16 protein-coding genes are annotated in these 17,060 nt (G+C 58.5%); all 16 read right to left on the bottom strand.

The genetic code is table 11. From position 1 onward, the window contains the following. Nucleotides 1-12: 12 nt before the first annotated feature. The 16 genes from DM872_RS04140 to DM872_RS04065 all read right to left on the bottom strand — a co-directional run bounded on the left by DM872_RS04140 (nucleotide 13) and on the right by DM872_RS04065 (nucleotide 17,028). Nucleotides 13-888 carry an SMP-30/gluconolactonase/LRE family protein gene (locus DM872_RS04140; RefSeq protein WP_179058268.1) on the bottom strand — a complete coding sequence of 292 codons (876 nt, stop codon included), beginning with the start codon at nucleotides 886-888 and terminating at the stop codon, nucleotides 13-15. A 77-nt stretch (nucleotides 889-965) separates the two neighbouring features. Next, on the bottom strand, nucleotides 966-1,457 hold the full coding sequence (locus DM872_RS04135) for a VOC family protein (RefSeq protein WP_179058267.1): 492 nt from the start codon (nucleotides 1,455-1,457) through the stop codon (nucleotides 966-968). A 15-nt stretch (nucleotides 1,458-1,472) separates the two neighbouring features. Further along, nucleotides 1,473-1,829 carry a DUF4286 family protein gene (locus DM872_RS04130; RefSeq protein WP_179058266.1) on the bottom strand — a complete coding sequence of 119 codons (357 nt, stop codon included), beginning with the start codon at nucleotides 1,827-1,829 and terminating at the stop codon, nucleotides 1,473-1,475. Between the two features lie 121 nt (nucleotides 1,830-1,950). After that, the gene (locus DM872_RS04125; protein WP_179058265.1) at nucleotides 1,951-2,478 is read right to left on the bottom strand and encodes a nuclear transport factor 2 family protein; all 528 of its coding nucleotides are present in this window, start codon (nucleotides 2,476-2,478) and stop codon (nucleotides 1,951-1,953) included. 68 nt (nucleotides 2,479-2,546) lie between these two features. Beyond that, the gene (locus tag DM872_RS04120; RefSeq protein ID WP_179058264.1) at nucleotides 2,547-3,020 is read right to left on the bottom strand and encodes a VOC family protein; all 474 of its coding nucleotides are present in this window, start codon (nucleotides 3,018-3,020) and stop codon (nucleotides 2,547-2,549) included. Nucleotides 3,021-3,243: 223 nt separating this feature from the next. Beyond that, nucleotides 3,244-4,584 carry an MFS transporter gene (locus DM872_RS04115; RefSeq protein ID WP_179058263.1) on the bottom strand — a complete coding sequence of 447 codons (1,341 nt, stop codon included), beginning with the start codon at nucleotides 4,582-4,584 and terminating at the stop codon, nucleotides 3,244-3,246. After that, nucleotides 4,581-7,055 carry an efflux RND transporter permease subunit gene (locus DM872_RS04110; protein WP_256873284.1) on the bottom strand — a complete coding sequence of 825 codons (2,475 nt, stop codon included), beginning with the start codon at nucleotides 7,053-7,055 and terminating at the stop codon, nucleotides 4,581-4,583. The genes DM872_RS04115 and DM872_RS04110 overlap by 4 nt, the downstream gene beginning before the upstream one ends. 51 nt (nucleotides 7,056-7,106) lie before the next feature. Beyond that, complete coding sequence (locus DM872_RS04105; protein ID WP_179058262.1) at nucleotides 7,107-8,219, bottom strand: WD40/YVTN/BNR-like repeat-containing protein; 1,113 nt, start codon at nucleotides 8,217-8,219, stop codon at nucleotides 7,107-7,109. A gap of 44 nt (nucleotides 8,220-8,263) precedes the next feature. Then, on the bottom strand, nucleotides 8,264-9,631 hold the full coding sequence (locus DM872_RS04100; protein WP_179058261.1) for a DUF1329 domain-containing protein: 1,368 nt from the start codon (nucleotides 9,629-9,631) through the stop codon (nucleotides 8,264-8,266). A gap of 11 nt (nucleotides 9,632-9,642) precedes the next feature. After that, the gene (locus DM872_RS04095) at nucleotides 9,643-11,355 is read right to left on the bottom strand and encodes a DUF1302 domain-containing protein (RefSeq protein WP_179058260.1); all 1,713 of its coding nucleotides are present in this window, start codon (nucleotides 11,353-11,355) and stop codon (nucleotides 9,643-9,645) included. Nucleotides 11,356-11,891: 536 nt separating this feature from the next. Beyond that, entirely contained in the window at nucleotides 11,892-12,803 is a 912-nt protein-coding gene (locus DM872_RS04090; protein WP_179058259.1) for a LysR family transcriptional regulator, read from the bottom strand. Between the two features lie 16 nt (nucleotides 12,804-12,819). Further along, nucleotides 12,820-13,434 (bottom strand): glutathione S-transferase family protein, encoded by a 615-nt coding sequence (locus tag DM872_RS04085; protein WP_179058258.1) that lies wholly within the window; start codon nucleotides 13,432-13,434, stop codon nucleotides 12,820-12,822. A gap of 43 nt (nucleotides 13,435-13,477) precedes the next feature. Next, on the bottom strand, nucleotides 13,478-14,410 hold the full coding sequence (locus DM872_RS04080) for a fumarylacetoacetate hydrolase family protein (RefSeq protein WP_179058257.1): 933 nt from the start codon (nucleotides 14,408-14,410) through the stop codon (nucleotides 13,478-13,480). Beyond that, nucleotides 14,407-15,378, bottom strand: coding sequence for a flavin reductase (locus tag DM872_RS04075; RefSeq protein WP_179058256.1), 972 nt, complete (start codon nucleotides 15,376-15,378; stop codon nucleotides 14,407-14,409). The genes DM872_RS04080 and DM872_RS04075 overlap by 4 nt, the downstream gene beginning before the upstream one ends. A 73-nt stretch (nucleotides 15,379-15,451) precedes the next feature. Further along, a complete protein-coding gene (locus DM872_RS04070) occupies nucleotides 15,452-16,471 on the bottom strand; it encodes a VOC family protein (RefSeq protein WP_179058255.1) in 1,020 nt (339 codons plus the stop codon). A 20-nt stretch (nucleotides 16,472-16,491) separates the two neighbouring features. Beyond that, complete coding sequence (locus tag DM872_RS04065; protein WP_179058254.1) at nucleotides 16,492-17,028, bottom strand: carboxymuconolactone decarboxylase family protein; 537 nt, start codon at nucleotides 17,026-17,028, stop codon at nucleotides 16,492-16,494. Nucleotides 17,029-17,060: the final 32 nt, after the last annotated feature.

Below are 17,060 nucleotides of genomic sequence, written 5' to 3'. Positions count from 1 at the left end.
GTAAGCAATCAGTCAGCCCCCGAAGCGTGGCTCGGGCAGCCCTTTCACCCCCAGGCCATGAATGGCGAACAGGCTCCCGCGCATCGCGTTGTCGCCCGGATAGCGAGGCAACGGTGGCTTGGTCATGGACGTGACAAACAGGGTGTCCATGTTGGGACCGCCAAAGTTGACGCTGGTGACCTTCTTCACCGGCATCTCGATGACACGGTCCAGGCTGCCGTCGGGCGCGTAGCGGCACAGTTTTCCCGCGTAGACGTGGGCATTCCAAAGGAAACCTTCGGCATCGACGGTTGAACCGTCGGTGGCGGTCGTGGCGGTGAAGCCTTCTTTGGTGAAGGTACGGCGGTTGGCGATGGCGCCGGTGTCGAGGTCGTAGTCGTACATCCAGATTTCCCCGGAGAAGGTGTCCGAGAAATAGAACGTCGACCCGTCAGGGCTCCAGCAAGGTCCGTTGGAAATCGCGAATCCAGCATCGAGGGTGTGCACCGACAAGTCGGGGTCGACGCGAAACAGCGTGCCGTCCGCAAAACCCTCTCGGGTGTCCATGCTGCCTACGATAAAGCGTCCCCGCGCATCCACCTTGCCGTCGTTCAAGCGATTGTGGGGTTTGTCAGCCTCGGGGTGGGCTATCAGCTGGGTATCGCCGGTGTTGAAGTCGAGGAAATGAAACCCCGAACCCAGTGCCACGATTGCACCGCCATCGCGACGCAGTGCCATGGAGCCAATCGTGTCGGGCATATCCCACGACCGCACCTCACGGCCGTCAGCGGTGCAGCGAAAGACGCGACCGTCGACCACGTCGATCCAGTATAAGCGCTGTTCTTGCACGTCCCATAAAGGGCCCTCACCGATGGTCGTCTTTACATCGACCAGAACATCGATTTGCATCTTAACTCCGGGACTCTATTGAACTCGCAGTAGGCGATCCGACCAACGCAGAACCGCATTATTGGACTGCGCTGAACTTATGCCTTAGGCGGCTCTGCAATTGTAATGAATACGCCGTACGGATCTTTAAAGCTGAACCAGGTCATCGTGAGGTTGCCGCCGGGTTTGCGGATAATAATGTCTTTCGGCGCACAAACGATTTCAACGCCATCATAAGTGCGAATCTTTTCAAACGCCTCTTTGGCATCTTCGACCAATAGCGCCAAACGAGTGATGCCAACCTGATTCATCAAATCATAAGGACCGTCACCAATGATGGTGGAGGGTTTGGTGTATTCGATCAGATTGATTTCAGTGGCGTGTCTGGGATCTGCGCCTGCGGTCAGAATATGGTGCGCATAAATGCTGATTTCATCTTCGGCGAAACCCAGAAGCGGGCCGTCCGCTTCGTCGGTGCGAGTTTCGAATGTCGAAACAAAACCCAGCACATCGCGGTAAAATTTCAGGGCCTGATCGACGTCAGGCACGGTGATGCATACATGCAGGAGTTTCTTAACTAATGCGCTCATCGCGGTTACCGTCCTTTATACATTCCAGGCGTTGGTCAGGTTGTAGCGTGTTGCCCACTGGACGTCGTAGACCTTGTCGCCCCATGTCTGCTCTTTATCTACGCCGGCTTCAGTGCGCGCCTCGCTATTCATCCACGCCTCGAACTTAGCCTGACTGTCGAATTCATAGATCGTCAGATAGGTTGGGCACGGCTGCGTGGTGGCGCCCACATGATAGGTTTCCTCTGCCAGTTTGAAGCGGGTGACTTTCTTGACAAAGTCGCCCTTCAACAACATAGGAACATGAATCTCGTCATACCAGGCGTTGAATTTTTCTTCATCTTCTGCCTGGCAGTTGATGCCAACCGTCCAAATCACTGTTTGGTTGCTCATTGCTTTTCTTCCACAATAAATTTCTGGAATTCTCAATAACAAATACAAGGGAAATTCGGACAAAGGGAGCCCGCACCCACTTCCAGCAAACAACGAAAGTGAGCGTGGACTTATTCTTTGCTTATTTCTTTTTGGCGATAGCCTCGAAGAATTTGACTTTCCCTTGTTCACGATGACTACGCAGCGTATGGGTAGTCATCACCGGATGCTGTTCGTAAGCCGGCTCAGGAACGTTCGGGTTTCCTGTCCATGAAATCAGTCGGCAAACGCGGTTGCTGATACGCCAGCCCTTATCAGTACGGACCAGAACATCGTCATACCAGCCGCGGCCAACCCAGTCAGGACCGCCCACTGCCGTGTCGCGCGACAGCAGCCAATCGCCATAGGTCAATGCATAGGCGGTATCGCCATCAACGTGAACGCAAGAACCGGTCATGGTATGCATGTGGTTGGTCAGCGTCTCGTGAAAGTCCTTAAAGGCGAACTTCAGTGCGCCAACAGACTTCCAGACAGCGCCAGCCGGACCGAAGTCAGCATGGGCATCCTCGGTGAAGACGTCGTCCAGCAGGTCCCAGGCATGGCTATCCAAAGCAACGCCATAGAGGTTGATCACTTCGATAATCTCAGATTTATCTTGTGTGACGCTCATTTCAAAACTCTCCGGTTTGTCAGTGTAAGAAAAACCGCTTCCAGGTGGCATTTCTAACCAACGATCAATTACTTGCAGTATTCAATGACTTCCAGGATGTTGTCGAAGGGGTCCTTGAAGGTCAAGATCTTGAATTTACCGCCGGTTGGAGCAATAACGACTTGTGGTTCGCACAGGAAAACGATGTCACCACGCGCCTTCAGCTTCTCATAGATGGCATCGGTATCGTCTACGCCAAACGCCATACGATTGATGCCTGCGTGGTTCAGCGGTGCAGCTGGGTTCTTATTGACAACAGTCTTCGGCGAAACGAACTCGATAAGATCGATGACGGTCGCGTTTTCCTTGTCCTTGCCTACCAGGTGATCGGCATGGATTTCAATGATCTGGCCCGGAAAACCGAGGATTTCACCGGGCGCTCTTTCGCCCCGCAGTTTGCCGATAGACTCAAGCCCGAGCACGCCGCAATAGAACTCCAGTGCCGCTTCGATATCGGCGACGGTGATGCATACGTGAAACAGACGATTGATATAACGATCCATGGTTTTTCCTTAATTTCAGGCTTGTCTTAAATTCAATTGTTATTCATTTGAAACCAGGTTAGCTGCGCCCACCCTCCTCATCTACTCCGAAAGCGACCTCTCGCTTTTCTGTTGAAAAACACCTAATACATCGATTGTGAAGCAGCCGGGTTCGAGCCTGCGCTATGCAAGCAACGACAAAATGGCGCACAAACCAATACTAAATCTGTATAAGCAGTTGCTACTACATACTCTGCAAGGGGCTCTCTTTCACGAGGAGAAACGCAATGAGGGCCACCAAACTAGGTGCAGCCATGCAAACCAGGATGATCGGCACACTGATTCCGCCAGCCAGCATAAAGCCGGCAATTGCGGGACCCATAATGGGGCCAGTCCGGCCAATAGCGTAAATCACGCCCATCGCGGATGAGCGAAAGCTCATAGGATATAGCGATCCGACGTAGGGTAAGAGAATGCAAGTTGCCCCCATCGCCGCAAAGCCCGCAAAAAACATGCAAATCAATGCGATGAATGGAGTTTGAATAACGCCAATCAGCGATATCGAAACAAATAGAACAGGCATGTAAATTGCGAACACTTTCTTGTAACCGATCTTCCCCGACATCCATCCGGCCAATGGCGTGGAGATGAAGTTGCTGCAGGTAAACACAAGGATGAAGCTCACGCCTGTTGTGAGCGAATACCCGCGCTGAACCATCAACTGTGCGATCCAGGTCGTAAGGGTGACTGCAATCATCATGATGCAGAGCATCCCGATACCCAGAAACAGCGTGTTGCGTGCGTAGCCACCTTGGAAAAGACGCTTCAATGGCACCTTGGCAGCCGGAGGCTCTTTCAGTAGGTATTCGTCGTTGGCGCTGGGTACAAACTGCGGATCGGCCTTTTTCAAGACCCTACCAACCTCCGCGCTTTTGCCCTTCTTCACCAAGATCGACATCGACTCCGGCAAGCACACCAGCGCAATGGGAACGAGGACGATGCAGACGAAGGTTCCAAGCAATATCGCCCGCCATCCGAAGGTGGATAGAAACGCGATGGATAGCAATGCCGAGATCAACACGCCCACCGAGATTCCGGTATAGGACACACTGGAAACCATCGCTTTCCATTTGCCCGGCGTGTATTCAAAGACCAGCGCCACGGCAATCGGAACGATGCCGGCCAGGCCAAAACCCGCGACAAAGCGGTAGATGGCGAAGTCAACAAGCCCCTGAGCCAGGCCGCACGCGGCAGTGAAGATAATGAACACCGTCATGCCGATCAGCATCATCCGCTTGCGACCAATTGCATCGGCCGCCACGCCAAAGATGATCGCACCACCCACGGCCCCGATATGCCCAACGCTTGCCAGAATCCCGGCCTCGGCGGGGCCCATTCTCATGTCGGTCATGATGGCGGGAAGCAACGTGCCGAACAGCGCACTGTCGATGCCGTCGAACACGATCGCGAGAAAGCAGATCACCGCCACCTGCACGCTGAATGAATTGAACTTGCCGCCGTCGATAACCTGCGTAACGTCAACTTGCGGTCTGCCCGATAGCGGCGCACTCATAAAATTGCTCATGGCAGGCATCTCTCGTACGCCAATTTGTTGGTTTGACCCGGTGCCCTGGACGTCGAACCCACAGTTTGGGCCGCAACGTCGGCCGTATCGCAGCTGGAGCCTTCACGGGCGCGAGGCAGCAGAAAGCGCGCCAGGGCCGGGATCAGAACCAACGCCCCGAGCATGTTCCACAGGAACATGAAGGCCAGCAGCAGGCCCATGTCGGCCTGGAACTTGATGCTGGAGAAATGCCAGGTCGCGACCGCTGCCGCCAAGGTCACCCCCGTCAGTAGCACCACCCGGCCGGTGAACTGCAACGCAGTGGCATAGGCCTCTTTCAACGTGGTGCCGGCGCGCATGCGGGTCAGGGTCACACTCAGCACATACAGCGCGTAGTCCACCCCGATGCCTACGCCAAGCGCAATCACTGGCAGGGTCGCCACCTTCACGCCCATCCCCAAGACAACCATTAGCGCTTCGGCCAAAACGGAAGTGAGCATCAGCGGCAGCATGGCCACCAGCACCGCCCTCCAGGAACGGAAGGTGATGAAACACAGCAGCGCCACCGCCCCGTAGACCATGAACAACATCTGGTACCAGGCCTTGTGAACCACGATGTTGGTGGTGGCGTCGATCCCCGCCGAGCCGGCCGCCAGAAGGAAGGTAGCGTCCTTGTCATTGTTCTTCTGAGCGAAGCGTTCGACCAGGTCGACCACCTGCTGCAGGGTTTCGGCGCGGTGATCACGCAGGTAGGCGTACACCGTCAGCAGGTTGCATTCTTCGTTGTACAGTTCCCGCGGTGCCCGGGCAGTGATGGTGTTGAGCATGCTCTGATTGCTCAGCAAGTCGTACCACAGCGGACTGCCTTCGTTCATGCCAACCATCAGACGCCGTTGCAGCCGCGCAATCGACTGAGTGGACTCCACACCGGGCAGATCCATCAGCTCCCATTCGAGTTGATCGACGCGGCGCAGCACGTCGTACTGGCTGCAGTTGCCATCGGAGGTTTTGACCATGATGGCAAACAGGTCATTGCTGGCACCGTAGTTTTTCGTCAGGTAGGCCACATCACGGTTGTAACGTGAGTCGGCCTGCAGTTCCGGTGCACCGGCGTCGAGGTCTCCGACCTTCAGCTGGGTGCCAATGGCAATGCCAATTACCGCCAGAGCCACCGCCGTGGCTACAGCCAGCATGGCGCGTCGCCCCTCGGTGAAGCTGACCAGCCAGCTAAAGAAGGCACTGCTCTGCCCGGCCGCGGAAGCTGATTCTCGGCGTACTGCCCTCTCGGCTGCTTTACGGCTCACTCCTACATAACTCAACAGCACCGGCAGCAGGATCAGGTTCGAAATCACCAGTACCAGCACGCCCAAGCTGGCGGCGATGGCCAGTTCGCGGATAACAGGGATATCGATCATCAGCAGCACCGCGAAGCCCACGGCGTCAGCCAACAGCGCGGTGAGGCCGGCCAGAAACAGGCGCCTGAAGGTGTAACGGGCGGCCACATAGCGGTGCGTCCCACGCCCGATGTCCTGCAGGATGCCGTTCATTTTCTGGGCGCCATGGCTAATGCCGATGGCGAAGATGAGAAAGGGCACCAGCATGGAATATGGGTTCAGCGAATACCCCAGCAGCGGCAGCAGACCCAGCTGCCACAACACGCCGGTCACCGAGGTAATCACCACCAGCGCCGTGCTGACCAGGTCGCGGTTGTAAAAGAACACCATCGCTGCACAGATGACCAGAGCGATGAAGAAGAACCCGATCACCTCCTGCATGCCATCCATAAGATCGCCGGACAGCTTGGCAAAGCCGGTGATGTGAATGGCTACCTCGTCACTGCTGTATTTTGCGCGCAGCTGCTCCAACTGCTCGGACAGGGCTGCATAGTCCAGCGGTTTGCCGGAAGCATCACGCTCCAGCAACGGAACCTGGAGCACGGTGGAGCCGCCATTGGCCGCTACCAACTGGCCGATTTCGCCCGAGCGCTGCACGTTCATACGCAGCTCCTCGAGCTTGGCCGGCGAGCCATCATAGTGATCAGGGATAACCTGACCGCCGTCCAGGCCTTCCTCGGTCACCGCCGTCCAGCGGACGTTGGGCGTCCACAGCGACTTCATGAACGCGCGGTCCACACCAGGCAGCATGAACACGGCGTCGTTGAGTTGGCGCAGCGTGTCGATATAGCTCGCGTTGTAGATGTTGCCCTTGCGTGCTTCTACAGCGATGCGCACCGAATTCCCCAGACCGGTAAGTTCTTTCTTGTTGTCCAGGTAGTTGGTGATGTACGGGTGATTGGTGGGAATGGTCTTTTCGAAGCTGGCATTGAGATTCAGGCTCAACGCGCTGAAGCCGAGCATGATCGTGACCAGCACGGACAGCAGCAGCACCAGGATCCGGTGGTTGAAAACGGCACGTTCGAGCCGGGAGCCCGAGCGCGGATCAAAGTCTTCGAGCCGGCATGCTGCGGTCGAGGTTGGGGTCACAGTGGTCATATCGTTGGACTCGTTGTGTGGCGCGTCGCGTGATCGTGAGAACGGGTGGCGTCAGCCAAGCCGGGCAACCCCGCCCATGCTGGTGGCAACTAGACCACCATCAGGGGCTTCGGCGAGCGAGGTCAGAGGCTCTCGCCGCGCAAGGGGCTGCTCGGTGAAGTGGACACCTCCGTCGCGGCTTACCAGCAGCCGCCCGCCCTGTGCCAGCAGCGCCACCCGGCCATCACGCAGTTCAACGCCAGACAAGACAGTTAAGGGTGCCGGCAACTCGATCGGGGCAGCGGTTGTGCTGCCCCGATCAATGCGGCAAGCAGCCCCCAGCAACCCGGCGCACACAAAACCACCATTGCGCGTGGGCGTGACGGCGAACAAGGTGCGCTCCGTAGGTGCAGCCAGCGATTCAAAGCTGGCGCCATCATCGTTGCTACGCATGAGCACGCCCTGCTCTCCGGCGATCACCCAGGTCTTGTCATGGCGGGCAACCGCATAGAGATGCATACGCATTGGGTTGGCCAAACGATCCCGGCAAGGAGTCCATGTCTTGCCGCCATCGTCAGTGGTAGCTGCCAAGCCGAACGCGCCCACCACCATTCCGCGCAGCGCGTCGGCAAAGCAGATCGATAGCAACGGTTTGTCTGCGCCGTCATCCACCAGACGCTGAGCATCTGCGATCAGGCGTTCACGGTCGGCGTCGATTTCAGGCAAGCCCTGGGCCTGAGCCAGAGTTGCCTGAGCGAGCGCCTTGCCATCGGTCTGTAGGGCCCAGCTTTCGCCGCCGTCAGTGGTATGCAGCACAACACCACTGTGGCCAGCGATCCAGCCCTGATGAGCATCGACGAAGCTCGCCGAGGTCAGAGTTACGCTGACCGGCACGCGCGCCTGGCGCCACTGTCGGCCACCGTCGTCGGACAACACGACCAGGCCGCGCTCGCCCATTGCCACCAGCCGGTCACCGGCCAGAACCACGCGGGTCAGCACTGCGTGTGCTGCTCGGTGAGTCATAGTGGCTGGCTGGCGCAACGGGTCGGCCATGATTGCCGAGACGACCGCTACTGTGGTGGAGGCCATGGTGGGGGCCAGCAGCACCTGCAGCCCCACGCCCATTCCCAACAGCAACAGCGTCCGGCGCGAGCCGTCGAAGCCTTCATTGTTATTGTTGTTCATACTGCCCATCTCATCAGGGTTTGTAGTTCTGGCGGGTTACAGCCTTAACGCACGCCCTCTCCAGCAAGCGACTCAGGAGTGAAGATCCGCTCTGGCATTGAGGCCTTGAGGTTTACCTGTTGTTCGCGGGGGAAGTAGGCAGACGCGAAGTAGCCACCACCGATCAGGTCGTAGGACATATAGCCGGCCACGATGGTCCCTGGTGCCGCCGGGAACACGGTCGGCAGGTTATAGGTCACCTTCCACAGCTGCCCCTGAGCATCCCAACGCTCGCCTGCCACAGCGATCCAGGTGTCTTCATCCAGGTACACACGCAGGCGAGGAATCACATGACGCTGGCCTTGCTTGAGCGTGCCTTCCACCACCCACACTCGGTGTTGCTCGAAGCGCACGAAATCAGGGTTCACGGTCTGCGCGGTCATCAACTTGTCGAGGGACGGCGCCTGGTGGTAGCTGTTGGTGTTGTAGGGCACGTACATTTCCTTCTTGCCCACCAGCTTCCAGTCGTAACGGCCGATGGACGAGGAGTACACCTCAACTTCGTCGAAGTTCAGGATGCCGCCCGCCACCGGGCTCGGCACATCGCAGCAGGTCAGCGGCAGGCGGCGAACACGGCGCTGGCCGGTCAGGTACACCCAGGTCTTGGATTCGATGTCATTGATGTTTACGCGCTGTAGCAGAATCTCGCCGGCGCGGATGGGTGGACCCGAGGTATCGACGCGGCGCACCACGATGTTGGAACCTGCGGCTTCCCATTTTTCCAGGTTGCTGCTCGGGTCGTAGTACGGGAACGAGCTTTTCGCCACGTTCTGCGAGACCGGAATCACTTTGCCCTCAGGGGTAACTCGCGCCAGGCTAGGCGCCGTTTGGTAGCCAGGGCTGGTCCATCTCAGCAGATGGTTCCAGATCGCCTCTTCGCCGTTCTTTGGGATTGGGAACGGGGTGCCACCAAAGGTGCCCTTCGGGAAAGGACCAAGTTCGCCACTTGGATCCATCGTCGCCCGGGTGGCGTTCGCGAAAGTGTTGTCATACACCCATTGCGGAGCCGCTGCGGTGCGTCGGGTTTGGAACACCTGAACCTTGAAGTTCGGGAAGCGTTGCAGCAGCCCCATAGTCCCTTCGGTCAGCTTGTCCGCATACTGCGCTGCGTTCTGCGGCGTGATGGTGAGCAGGGGCTTGTCATTGGCAAACAGGTCAGGAACCGCCGGCGAGGTGTACGAAGCATCGACCGGATAGCCGCCCTCCCACGGAGGGATCGTTCCCTCCTTGTTACCGGCACGCTCTGCGCCCACCGGAGTCAGTGCGGTCTTGAGTTTGGCCGCTTCGTCAGCCGTTACGGCGGCCTGGACCGTCGGTGCCGCGAGCGTGGCGCACGCCAATGCCAGGAGGGTAAAGCGAGAGAAAATGCTCATGTGGTTCTCCGTTAGAAGGTGCGACGCAGCGACACTGAGACGAAATCCCGATCTTTCAATGTCTGGGCGAAGGTGAAGGTGCCGTTAACGGTGGGGTCAGTGGAGGCATACGTGGCGGTGTTTTCTCCGCCGTAGTAGTGGGTGTAGGCCAGAGAGAAGTCCCACACGGTCAGATAGTTGCCCGCCAGCGTGAAGGTCATGTCCCCGCCATTGTTGGGGCCGAGCTGCACCACTGGAGACTTGCCGTGGTTGTAGCCCACGGTGAACGATGGCGTAAGGTCCAGGCCGTCCATCACGTTGCGCTGCGGTGCAGCGAATACCGCACGCACCGCTTCCGCGCGTCGATCCAGACCTGGGTCCATGGCGTTGCAGTTGCTGGTGCAACTGGTCATCTGGTTGTAGGCCACTTCCATGGTGAGGGTAGGCTCGTCGGACAGGAAGTTGCGCGGCATGCTCCAGATCATCGACAAGTTGGCATGGAACGAATTGCCGATGGCATAAAACGCATGGTTGTTGTTGTCCGCCTCAGCACGCCCCACGTTCTGCGGTAGGCTGGTCAGCGGCGTATCACGACGCACCGAGATTTCACCGGCGTAGTTGAGCGAACCCACCGTTGTGGTGGCACTGATACCGAACGCCTTGATGTCCTCCGGATACACCAACTGGTACGTCCCCAGCCCAGCACCGCTGATGCCAGTCGGAGCAGGCACTCGGGAATAAACCACCGGCGTCTTGGCGTGGTAACGAATCCCATAGACGCCAAACTCCCAATCGCCCAACTGTGTGCGCAAGCCCAGGCCGAACTGGCCGTTATCGCGTGCACTGATATCACCTGCGCGCGCTAAACCATTGCCTGGCACGCCGGGCGCGACTCGAATCCGCTCGCCGCCATCACCCAGGAAGTCCGCAACCGAGAAGTAGCTGCCGGCTGCGGGCAGGCGGGTAGCATCCCACTCGTATTGGTAGAACCCAATTAGGGTCAGCGCCGGAGAAAACTGGATTTGGCCCGAGAACTGCCCCACCGGCATGATGATTTCCTTGGTGGTCGATCCGGGTACCGATGATGCTTTGATCGCATCCACCGGCGACTGGGTTCCGGCAATGGCGTTGGCGCCGTAGAACAGGCTCTCGCCCCAGAGCACTGTGTGCTGGCCCAGGCGGCCACTCACGCGGGCTGTGCCTATGTCAGTGCCACCAAAGACGAAGGCATCCAGGATCTCAGCCTTTCTTCCGTGCAGTTCACGCGTGTCATCGGTGAACTTATTGTTGCGCACTGACAGCGAGTTATTAGTGGCGGGAGAGTCGTTGTCGTTCTCGCGGTTGTAGACGTCGTCGTACCAGGCTGCCCCACTCACGCGCATGCCGAAATCTTCGCGATAGACCAAGTCCATTTCGGACAGCAGATCGAATCGGTTGGAGATGAGCCTGCCGCGCTTGAAGTTACGATCGCCGTCGTCGCCGTTCAGCGCAGCGGGGCCTTTTCCGCCACCCGGAGTTGGGGGGACATTCTTGGTTAGGGTGTCAGATTGGTCCTTGACACGCATGCTGGCAGAGTACTTGACCGTATTGTCCCAGCGCAGCTTGATATCGGGGTTACCCACATCGATCGGCGCGGCCAATGAGTAGCCCGTAGCCATCAAAGCGGCGACGGCAATCACCGAATTCAGGCTCTGGCGGTACAAAACGTCGTACGGCATTGCAAATTTTATTTTTATTATTTGCATCGTTGTCTCCTGGAGAGATTGTTTGACGCATGAACTCCGATTGCTGATCTGCCCGGTAAACAGGATCACCGGCCAGTCACGGCCACTTACAAGAGACGTCTCCCATGATTTTGTGGTGCTGTCCTGAATACGTAGCACGAGCAATTCGTAGTGCAAGCAACACAGAGCCCAGGCTTGAAAAGATGCATGGCGAGCCCTTGTTCCGGCTGGATCGCATCTGTGTTGTCCGGAGTATTGCAGCGGTGTTTCAGTAGGGATAATGATTAATCCCGCTGCACCGCAGCCGGAATTTTGATGGCAATGCCGGGGAGCCGACTGACTGCTCGGCCGATGGAGAAACCACCTGGTCTGCGGCTTTTAGACGGGTCTGGCAAACGCGCGCGCACGCCGGACCAGCCCGACAAAGGTGGCCGTTCGATTGGAGAAATTGTTACTGGAATGGACGCCGGAACTGCATGTTCAGTGCGCTGTTGCAGCGCCTAGACCCGGCGTAATTCACACATGCAGATGGTGAAGACCTGTCGCGTGACTCCGCATCAAGGACCTACGGGGTCTGCTTCTTCGGCACCGTTGGCAGCCAGATGCCTGGCCATCCTGTCGAACAGCAGCTTTACCCGCGTCAGTTCCAGTCGGGCAGCCGGTACCATGATTTTTACCCAGCGCTCGACCAGCGAAAACCTCTCCAGCACAGGCACGAGCTCCCCGGCCTGCAGGGCATCGGCCACCACCGGCAGTGCCAGCTGGACAATCCCATGGCCATCGCGGGCGGCGGCGCACAGATAGCCTTCATCATTGGTGATAAGCACGGGGTGCACATCCACTTCCACCCTCCCCTCTGGCGAGTTGAACGCCCAGATGGAACCGGCGATGGAAAACGTCAGACAGGGGTGGTGGATCAGGTCGCGGGGATGCAGCGGCGCATCGCAGCGTGAAAGATAAGCAGGGGCCGCGCACAACAGCCGGGGAAAGGGCCGGATGACCTGCTCGACCACATCCGAATAGGCCATCTGATCCATCCCGACCGAGATATCAAAGCCCTCTTCCGCTGGATTGCCGCCCCTGTCAGAAGCGACGATTTCCAGTTGAACCAGTGGATTCTCTGCAAGGTAGCGGGTGAACAGCTCACCGAGGCCCTGGCGGATCAGCACCGCAGGCGCCTTGACCCGGATCGGGCCTTCGATACTGCCAGGGCTCAAAATCGCGCCGCTGACCATGTCGTTGTATGAGCGCAGCAGCTGGCGTGAATGAGTCAGGTAGCTTTGTCCGGTGTCCGTCAGCGTCAGTCGCCTGGTCGAACGGTCGAACAACGTGGTTTTGAAATCCCATTCGAGCTCATCAACCCGCTTCATGATCACCGACGGGGAGGTGTACAACGTGCGCGCGGCAGCTGAGAAGTTACCGGTGTCGGCGGTCACGACGAAAGCCTTCAACTTCAACAGCATGTCCATGGTGCAGCGCTCAGCATTAGGTGATGAGTTCAGACTCGACGGCGCGACGGATGTCCACCTTCGACCACAGGCGATCATGGTGTGCCTGACAGCCTGGACCTAGCGACCCGATGCCGTTGAGCACACACCAGTGCTCAAGGTAGAAGAGCGCAAAGTCCGCGATGGTCAATTTCTCGAACAGCCAGTCTTTGCCGTTGATCTGTCGTTCCGCCCGGTCGAGCCCGGCCTGGAAAATTTTCAGGCCCTGGGCCTTCACAGCCGCGTGGTCAGCTTCGCTCGGCGTGAACTTCTCGGGTCGACGAGCGCGAGTGTAGCCTTGCATGTGAACGGTAGATACCAGGTATTCGGTCATTTCCAATACACGTATCTCGCCTTCGATGTCCGTCGGGATCAGTTCTCTCTCCGGATTGATGCGCGCCAGATAGAGCGCGATCACCGGGAACTCGGTGAGCAGCGATCCGTCATCGCGAATCAGCGCGGGGACTTTCCCCTTCGGATTGACCTTCGTATACGCCTCGAACTCTGGTGTGCCGGGACGAGCTGCCTTCTCGGTCTCGAACGGCTTGCCGATTTCGGCGAGCAAGGCATGGATGCCGATCTGGCAGGCACCCGGCAAAAAATACAGCTTCATAAGACGCTCCATAGGTAATGGTGGGAATTGGAGTGGTGAGGGGCTAGACGATGAGCGTTTCCAGGACACCAATGCCATGCACGCCCGCCTCTACCCGGTCGCCAGGCTTGAGGTACCACTCCTGCGGATCGGGCTTATGGTGCAAGGCCACGCCTTCGGGTGTCCCTGTGCTGATCAAGTCTCCCGGCATCAGACCGAAGCGCGACCAGAATGCGACCATTTCGCCAAAGCCAAAGATCAGGTCGCGGCAGTCGGAGTGCTGACGCAATTGGCCGTTAACCTTCAGCCACAGCACCAGCGCAGTGGGATCCGGCACCTCGTCGGCAGTAAGAATGTAGGGGCCGATCGGACCAAAACCCGGGAAGTTCTTCCCCAGCATCAGCATGCCGTTCTGCATTTCACGCAGCTGCCATTCACGCGCGGACAGGTCGTTGAAAATGGTGTAACCGAAGATCGCGCTGGCCGGATCGATATCACTATGCGCATCGATGGCCCGGCCCAGCACCAATGCGATCTCGGCTTCGTAGTCGAGACTGCGAACGTCCGCAGGTCGCTTCACCTGGCTCTTGTGAGGAACCAGCGTTCGCCCAAGCTTTATAAATCCTGTCGGAAAGTCGCTATGCAGCTTGCTGGCGTTGGCGGTATCACCCTGTTTCGACTCCATCAGGTGCCGCCCAAAGTTGCGGCCGGCACAGAACATGGACTTCTCCGGCACCGGTGTCAGCCACTGCACGGTGCTCGGGTCATCCATCCAGATGGGGTCCTGGCGTTGCGCGGCCCAGTCAAGCAAGTCGTAGGTGGCATCCATCGCCCGTGCGCCACCCTCGATCAGGTCCATCACCGTAGTGGGCGTGTCTAGGCCATCACGGGCAGCGGCAGCCTTTGCGACATCCACCAGCCGCTCAAGACCCGAGGTGACGGTTACGACGCCGAGCCGTTCAGGGCCGGCCGCAGATTTGTAGCGTGCAATCTTCATGAGTCGAGCCGGGCCAGTAGGTGCTTGAGCAGCTGCACTTCGCTCGGATCCAGACTGCCTTGGACATCCGCTTCGCTGGACTTGCGTATGGCGATTAGTTCCAGCACCGCCAGACGGCCTTTAGCGGTCAACCGAACAGCCACCGGACCATCAGTGCAGTCGACTTCATGCAGCAGCCCGCGCTCGATGAGGTTCAGCACGATCGCCGTGGAGATCCCCTGCCCGCGCACTTTCTCGCTACGTGCCACGATCTCGGGTACGCACAGCCCATCCTCACGACCGATGATGCTCAGCACGGCGTATTCCTCTGCAGACCAGCCGTGGGACTCAAGCCGATCGATCACGCTCTGCCGGGTCTGGAAATAGGCGTTGGAAACCTGGAACAGCAGGTCATCGGATGACAGGTTGCTGAACTCATCCGCCGACTCAACCGCGGCAACGGCCTGCTTGGGCAGCAACATGCCGTAGCGTCCCCCGTGGAATACCAGCGGCTTACGCGCGGAGTGGCCGAAGTCGACGATCTCGCCGACGAAGATGACGTGATCCCCGCCTTCGTATTGGTAAGCCAGCTTGCAGGAAAAACGGGCCATGCAGTCCGGCAACAGCGGAATGCCGTCCGGGCCGCGATCCAGCGCAAGGCCCTCGAAGCGGTCGATGCCTTTGCTGGCAAAGCGCGACGAAAGCGCCTCCTGGTCTGCCGACAGGATATGCACGGCGAAATGCCCACTGTTGCGAAATGCATCCATGTTCAGGGATGTTCTCGCCAGGCTCCACAACACCATCGGCGGATCCAGGGACACCGAGGAAAAGCTGTTGGCGGTCAAACCGATGTCCACACCGCCCGGGCCGGCCGTGGTGACAATTGTCACGCCAGTGGCAAACGAGCCGAATGCGTCGCGCAAGGCGCGGCCGTCGAAGCGTGGGCCTGCCTGGACGGAGTCTATTTGGGTTGATGCCTGCGTAGTCATCGCGAATGCCTCTTCTCTTGCAATTCGATTGCGCCGAGTTACACAGGGGCCACCGAAGTGGCCCCCTGCTCCACTACTTGGCGGCCCTGGCGCGTGCTTTTTCGGCCAGGTAGGTCTCAAGCGTCGACAGCGGGCCGCGCTCGTGGTCCAGCTGCTTGGTCGCAACTCCACCAAACGGGGTGGTCTCGTTGAACCAGCACTCCTGAGGCGGCAGCCCCCAGCGCAGGGACAAGCCGGGCTTGCGCACATCCCAGCCGACAGGCTCAACCTCGATATCGATCAACAGGTAGTGATCACAGAACAGCTCCACGCGATGGCCATCGGGGTCGCGGAGATAAACGAACAACACCCCCGCTGGACCATGACGTCCCGGACCTCGCTCCACGACATCGCCCATGCCCATATTTCCCGCAATGTCGCAGGCGCGCAGGATGCTGTGGGAGTCGGAAACGGTGTAGGCAAAGTGATGCAAGCGCGGGCCCGGGTTTTCCAGGAAAACGATGTCCTGGGTGCCGGGTTTGCGGAACATGAACGTCGCAATCAACTTCTCATCAAGCACCATGTACTCGGAAATGCGAAAACCCATTTCCGCGTAGAAATCCGTCTGCTCCTGAACATTGGGAACCTGGATCTGGTAATGGTCGAAGCGCATGGCCGCGCCGCCCTTGAAGTCTTGAAATTGCGTATACAGACGGGGGGTGGTGGTCATGGTGGCGCAAAGCTGGACCGGGGTTCCGGCCGGGTCGTTGACCAACAGCGTGCGGCCCTGATGCGGCACTTCAATCCAGCGGGCCGGCAGGCCTTTGGATTTGTAGAAGTGCTCTGCCTTGTCCAACTCTTCTTCGGTGTAAACCCGAAAGCCGATCGCTTCGGCTTCATGCGCGCCGTCGTGGCGCTTGATCACCAGACTGTGGTGGCACACCTCTTCCAAGCCACGGAAATACAAGGTGTCAGCGTCGCGTTCAGTCAGGACCAGGCCGATGACCTGCTCATAGAAATCGCGGCTGGCTTCCAGGTCACGGGAGGTGATGATGGCGTGGCTGGAGCGGGTGACATTGAATGGTGGGTAATAGACCGGTTTTGGCAATGGCATGGTGAGTCTCCGGGTGTCTTCTAGAGTCGAGTGAAATCGGCTTCGTTGCTCAGTTCGAGCGGGCCAGTCAACCGGCCGGTCATGTTGTACCAACCGATATTGAAGAGCAGCGCCACGCTTTGCTTAGGGCCAAGGGCGTGGTAAACGGCCTCCCAAACACCCGTACTGACCTGCGCGGGCGCACGGGTCGCATCCCGTGACAGGCGCAGAACGGCCTTCTCGAGGTCGGAGAACAGCGGGCTCTTTTCGAAATCCCAGAGCGCCAACATTTTTTCCTTGGAGACGCCTTCCTTGATGGCCCGATTCCAATGGGGGTCGTGTTCGTAACTGGTGCCCATGGTCTGGCACGCCATCACGATGGCCATTTCCCGCAACTTGGGATCGATGCCATAGCCGTTGCGAACGGCGTCGGCCATGGGAATGAATACGTCGAGAATTTCCGGGCAGATGGCCAGGGTGCGAAAGATTTGCGCATTCGGCGCATGGCCACGCTTAGCCTGAAGCAGGGCAAATGCTTCTGGCTCTTCGTCCGGGGTTGGCAGGTGGATACGAGGCATACAGAACTCCGCACATTCTTGTTAGAGGTCAG

It is taken from the genome of Pseudomonas taiwanensis, from assembly GCF_013393345.1.
GTDB lineage: Bacteria > Pseudomonadota > Gammaproteobacteria > Pseudomonadales > Pseudomonadaceae > Metapseudomonas > Metapseudomonas resinovorans_C.
The sequence above is the reverse complement of the archived record's forward strand: the minus strand, read 5'-3'. Positions and strand labels throughout refer to the sequence as shown.

Coding starts and splice junctions, on each gene's coding strand:
- DM872_RS04090 (WP_179058259.1), bottom strand. CDS start 12,803: ATGGACATGCTGTTGAAGTTGAAGGCTTTCGTCGTGACCGCCGACACC.
- DM872_RS04070 (WP_179058255.1), bottom strand. CDS start 16,471: ATGCCATTGCCAAAACCGGTCTATTACCCACCATTCAATGTCACCCGC.
- DM872_RS04110 (WP_256873284.1), bottom strand. CDS start 7,055: ATGACCACTGTGACCCCAACCTCGACCGCAGCATGCCGGCTCGAAGAC.
- DM872_RS04130 (WP_179058266.1), bottom strand. CDS start 1,829: ATGAGCAACCAAACAGTGATTTGGACGGTTGGCATCAACTGCCAGGCA.
- DM872_RS04115 (WP_179058263.1), bottom strand. CDS start 4,584: ATGAGCAATTTTATGAGTGCGCCGCTATCGGGCAGACCGCAAGTTGAC.
- DM872_RS04100 (WP_179058261.1), bottom strand. CDS start 9,631: ATGAGCATTTTCTCTCGCTTTACCCTCCTGGCATTGGCGTGCGCCACG.
- DM872_RS04140 (WP_179058268.1), bottom strand. CDS start 888: ATGCAAATCGATGTTCTGGTCGATGTAAAGACGACCATCGGTGAGGGC.
- DM872_RS04065 (WP_179058254.1), bottom strand. CDS start 17,028: ATGCCTCGTATCCACCTGCCAACCCCGGACGAAGAGCCAGAAGCATTT.
- DM872_RS04075 (WP_179058256.1), bottom strand. CDS start 15,378: ATGACTACGCAGGCATCAACCCAAATAGACTCCGTCCAGGCAGGCCCA.
- DM872_RS04125 (WP_179058265.1), bottom strand. CDS start 2,478: ATGAGCGTCACACAAGATAAATCTGAGATTATCGAAGTGATCAACCTC.
- DM872_RS04095 (WP_179058260.1), bottom strand. CDS start 11,355: ATGCAAATAATAAAAATAAAATTTGCAATGCCGTACGACGTTTTGTAC.
- DM872_RS04085 (WP_179058258.1), bottom strand. CDS start 13,434: ATGAAGCTGTATTTTTTGCCGGGTGCCTGCCAGATCGGCATCCATGCC.
- DM872_RS04120 (WP_179058264.1), bottom strand. CDS start 3,020: ATGGATCGTTATATCAATCGTCTGTTTCACGTATGCATCACCGTCGCC.
- DM872_RS04135 (WP_179058267.1), bottom strand. CDS start 1,457: ATGAGCGCATTAGTTAAGAAACTCCTGCATGTATGCATCACCGTGCCT.
- DM872_RS04105 (WP_179058262.1), bottom strand. CDS start 8,219: ATGAACAACAATAACAATGAAGGCTTCGACGGCTCGCGCCGGACGCTG.
- DM872_RS04080 (WP_179058257.1), bottom strand. CDS start 14,410: ATGAAGATTGCACGCTACAAATCTGCGGCCGGCCCTGAACGGCTCGGC.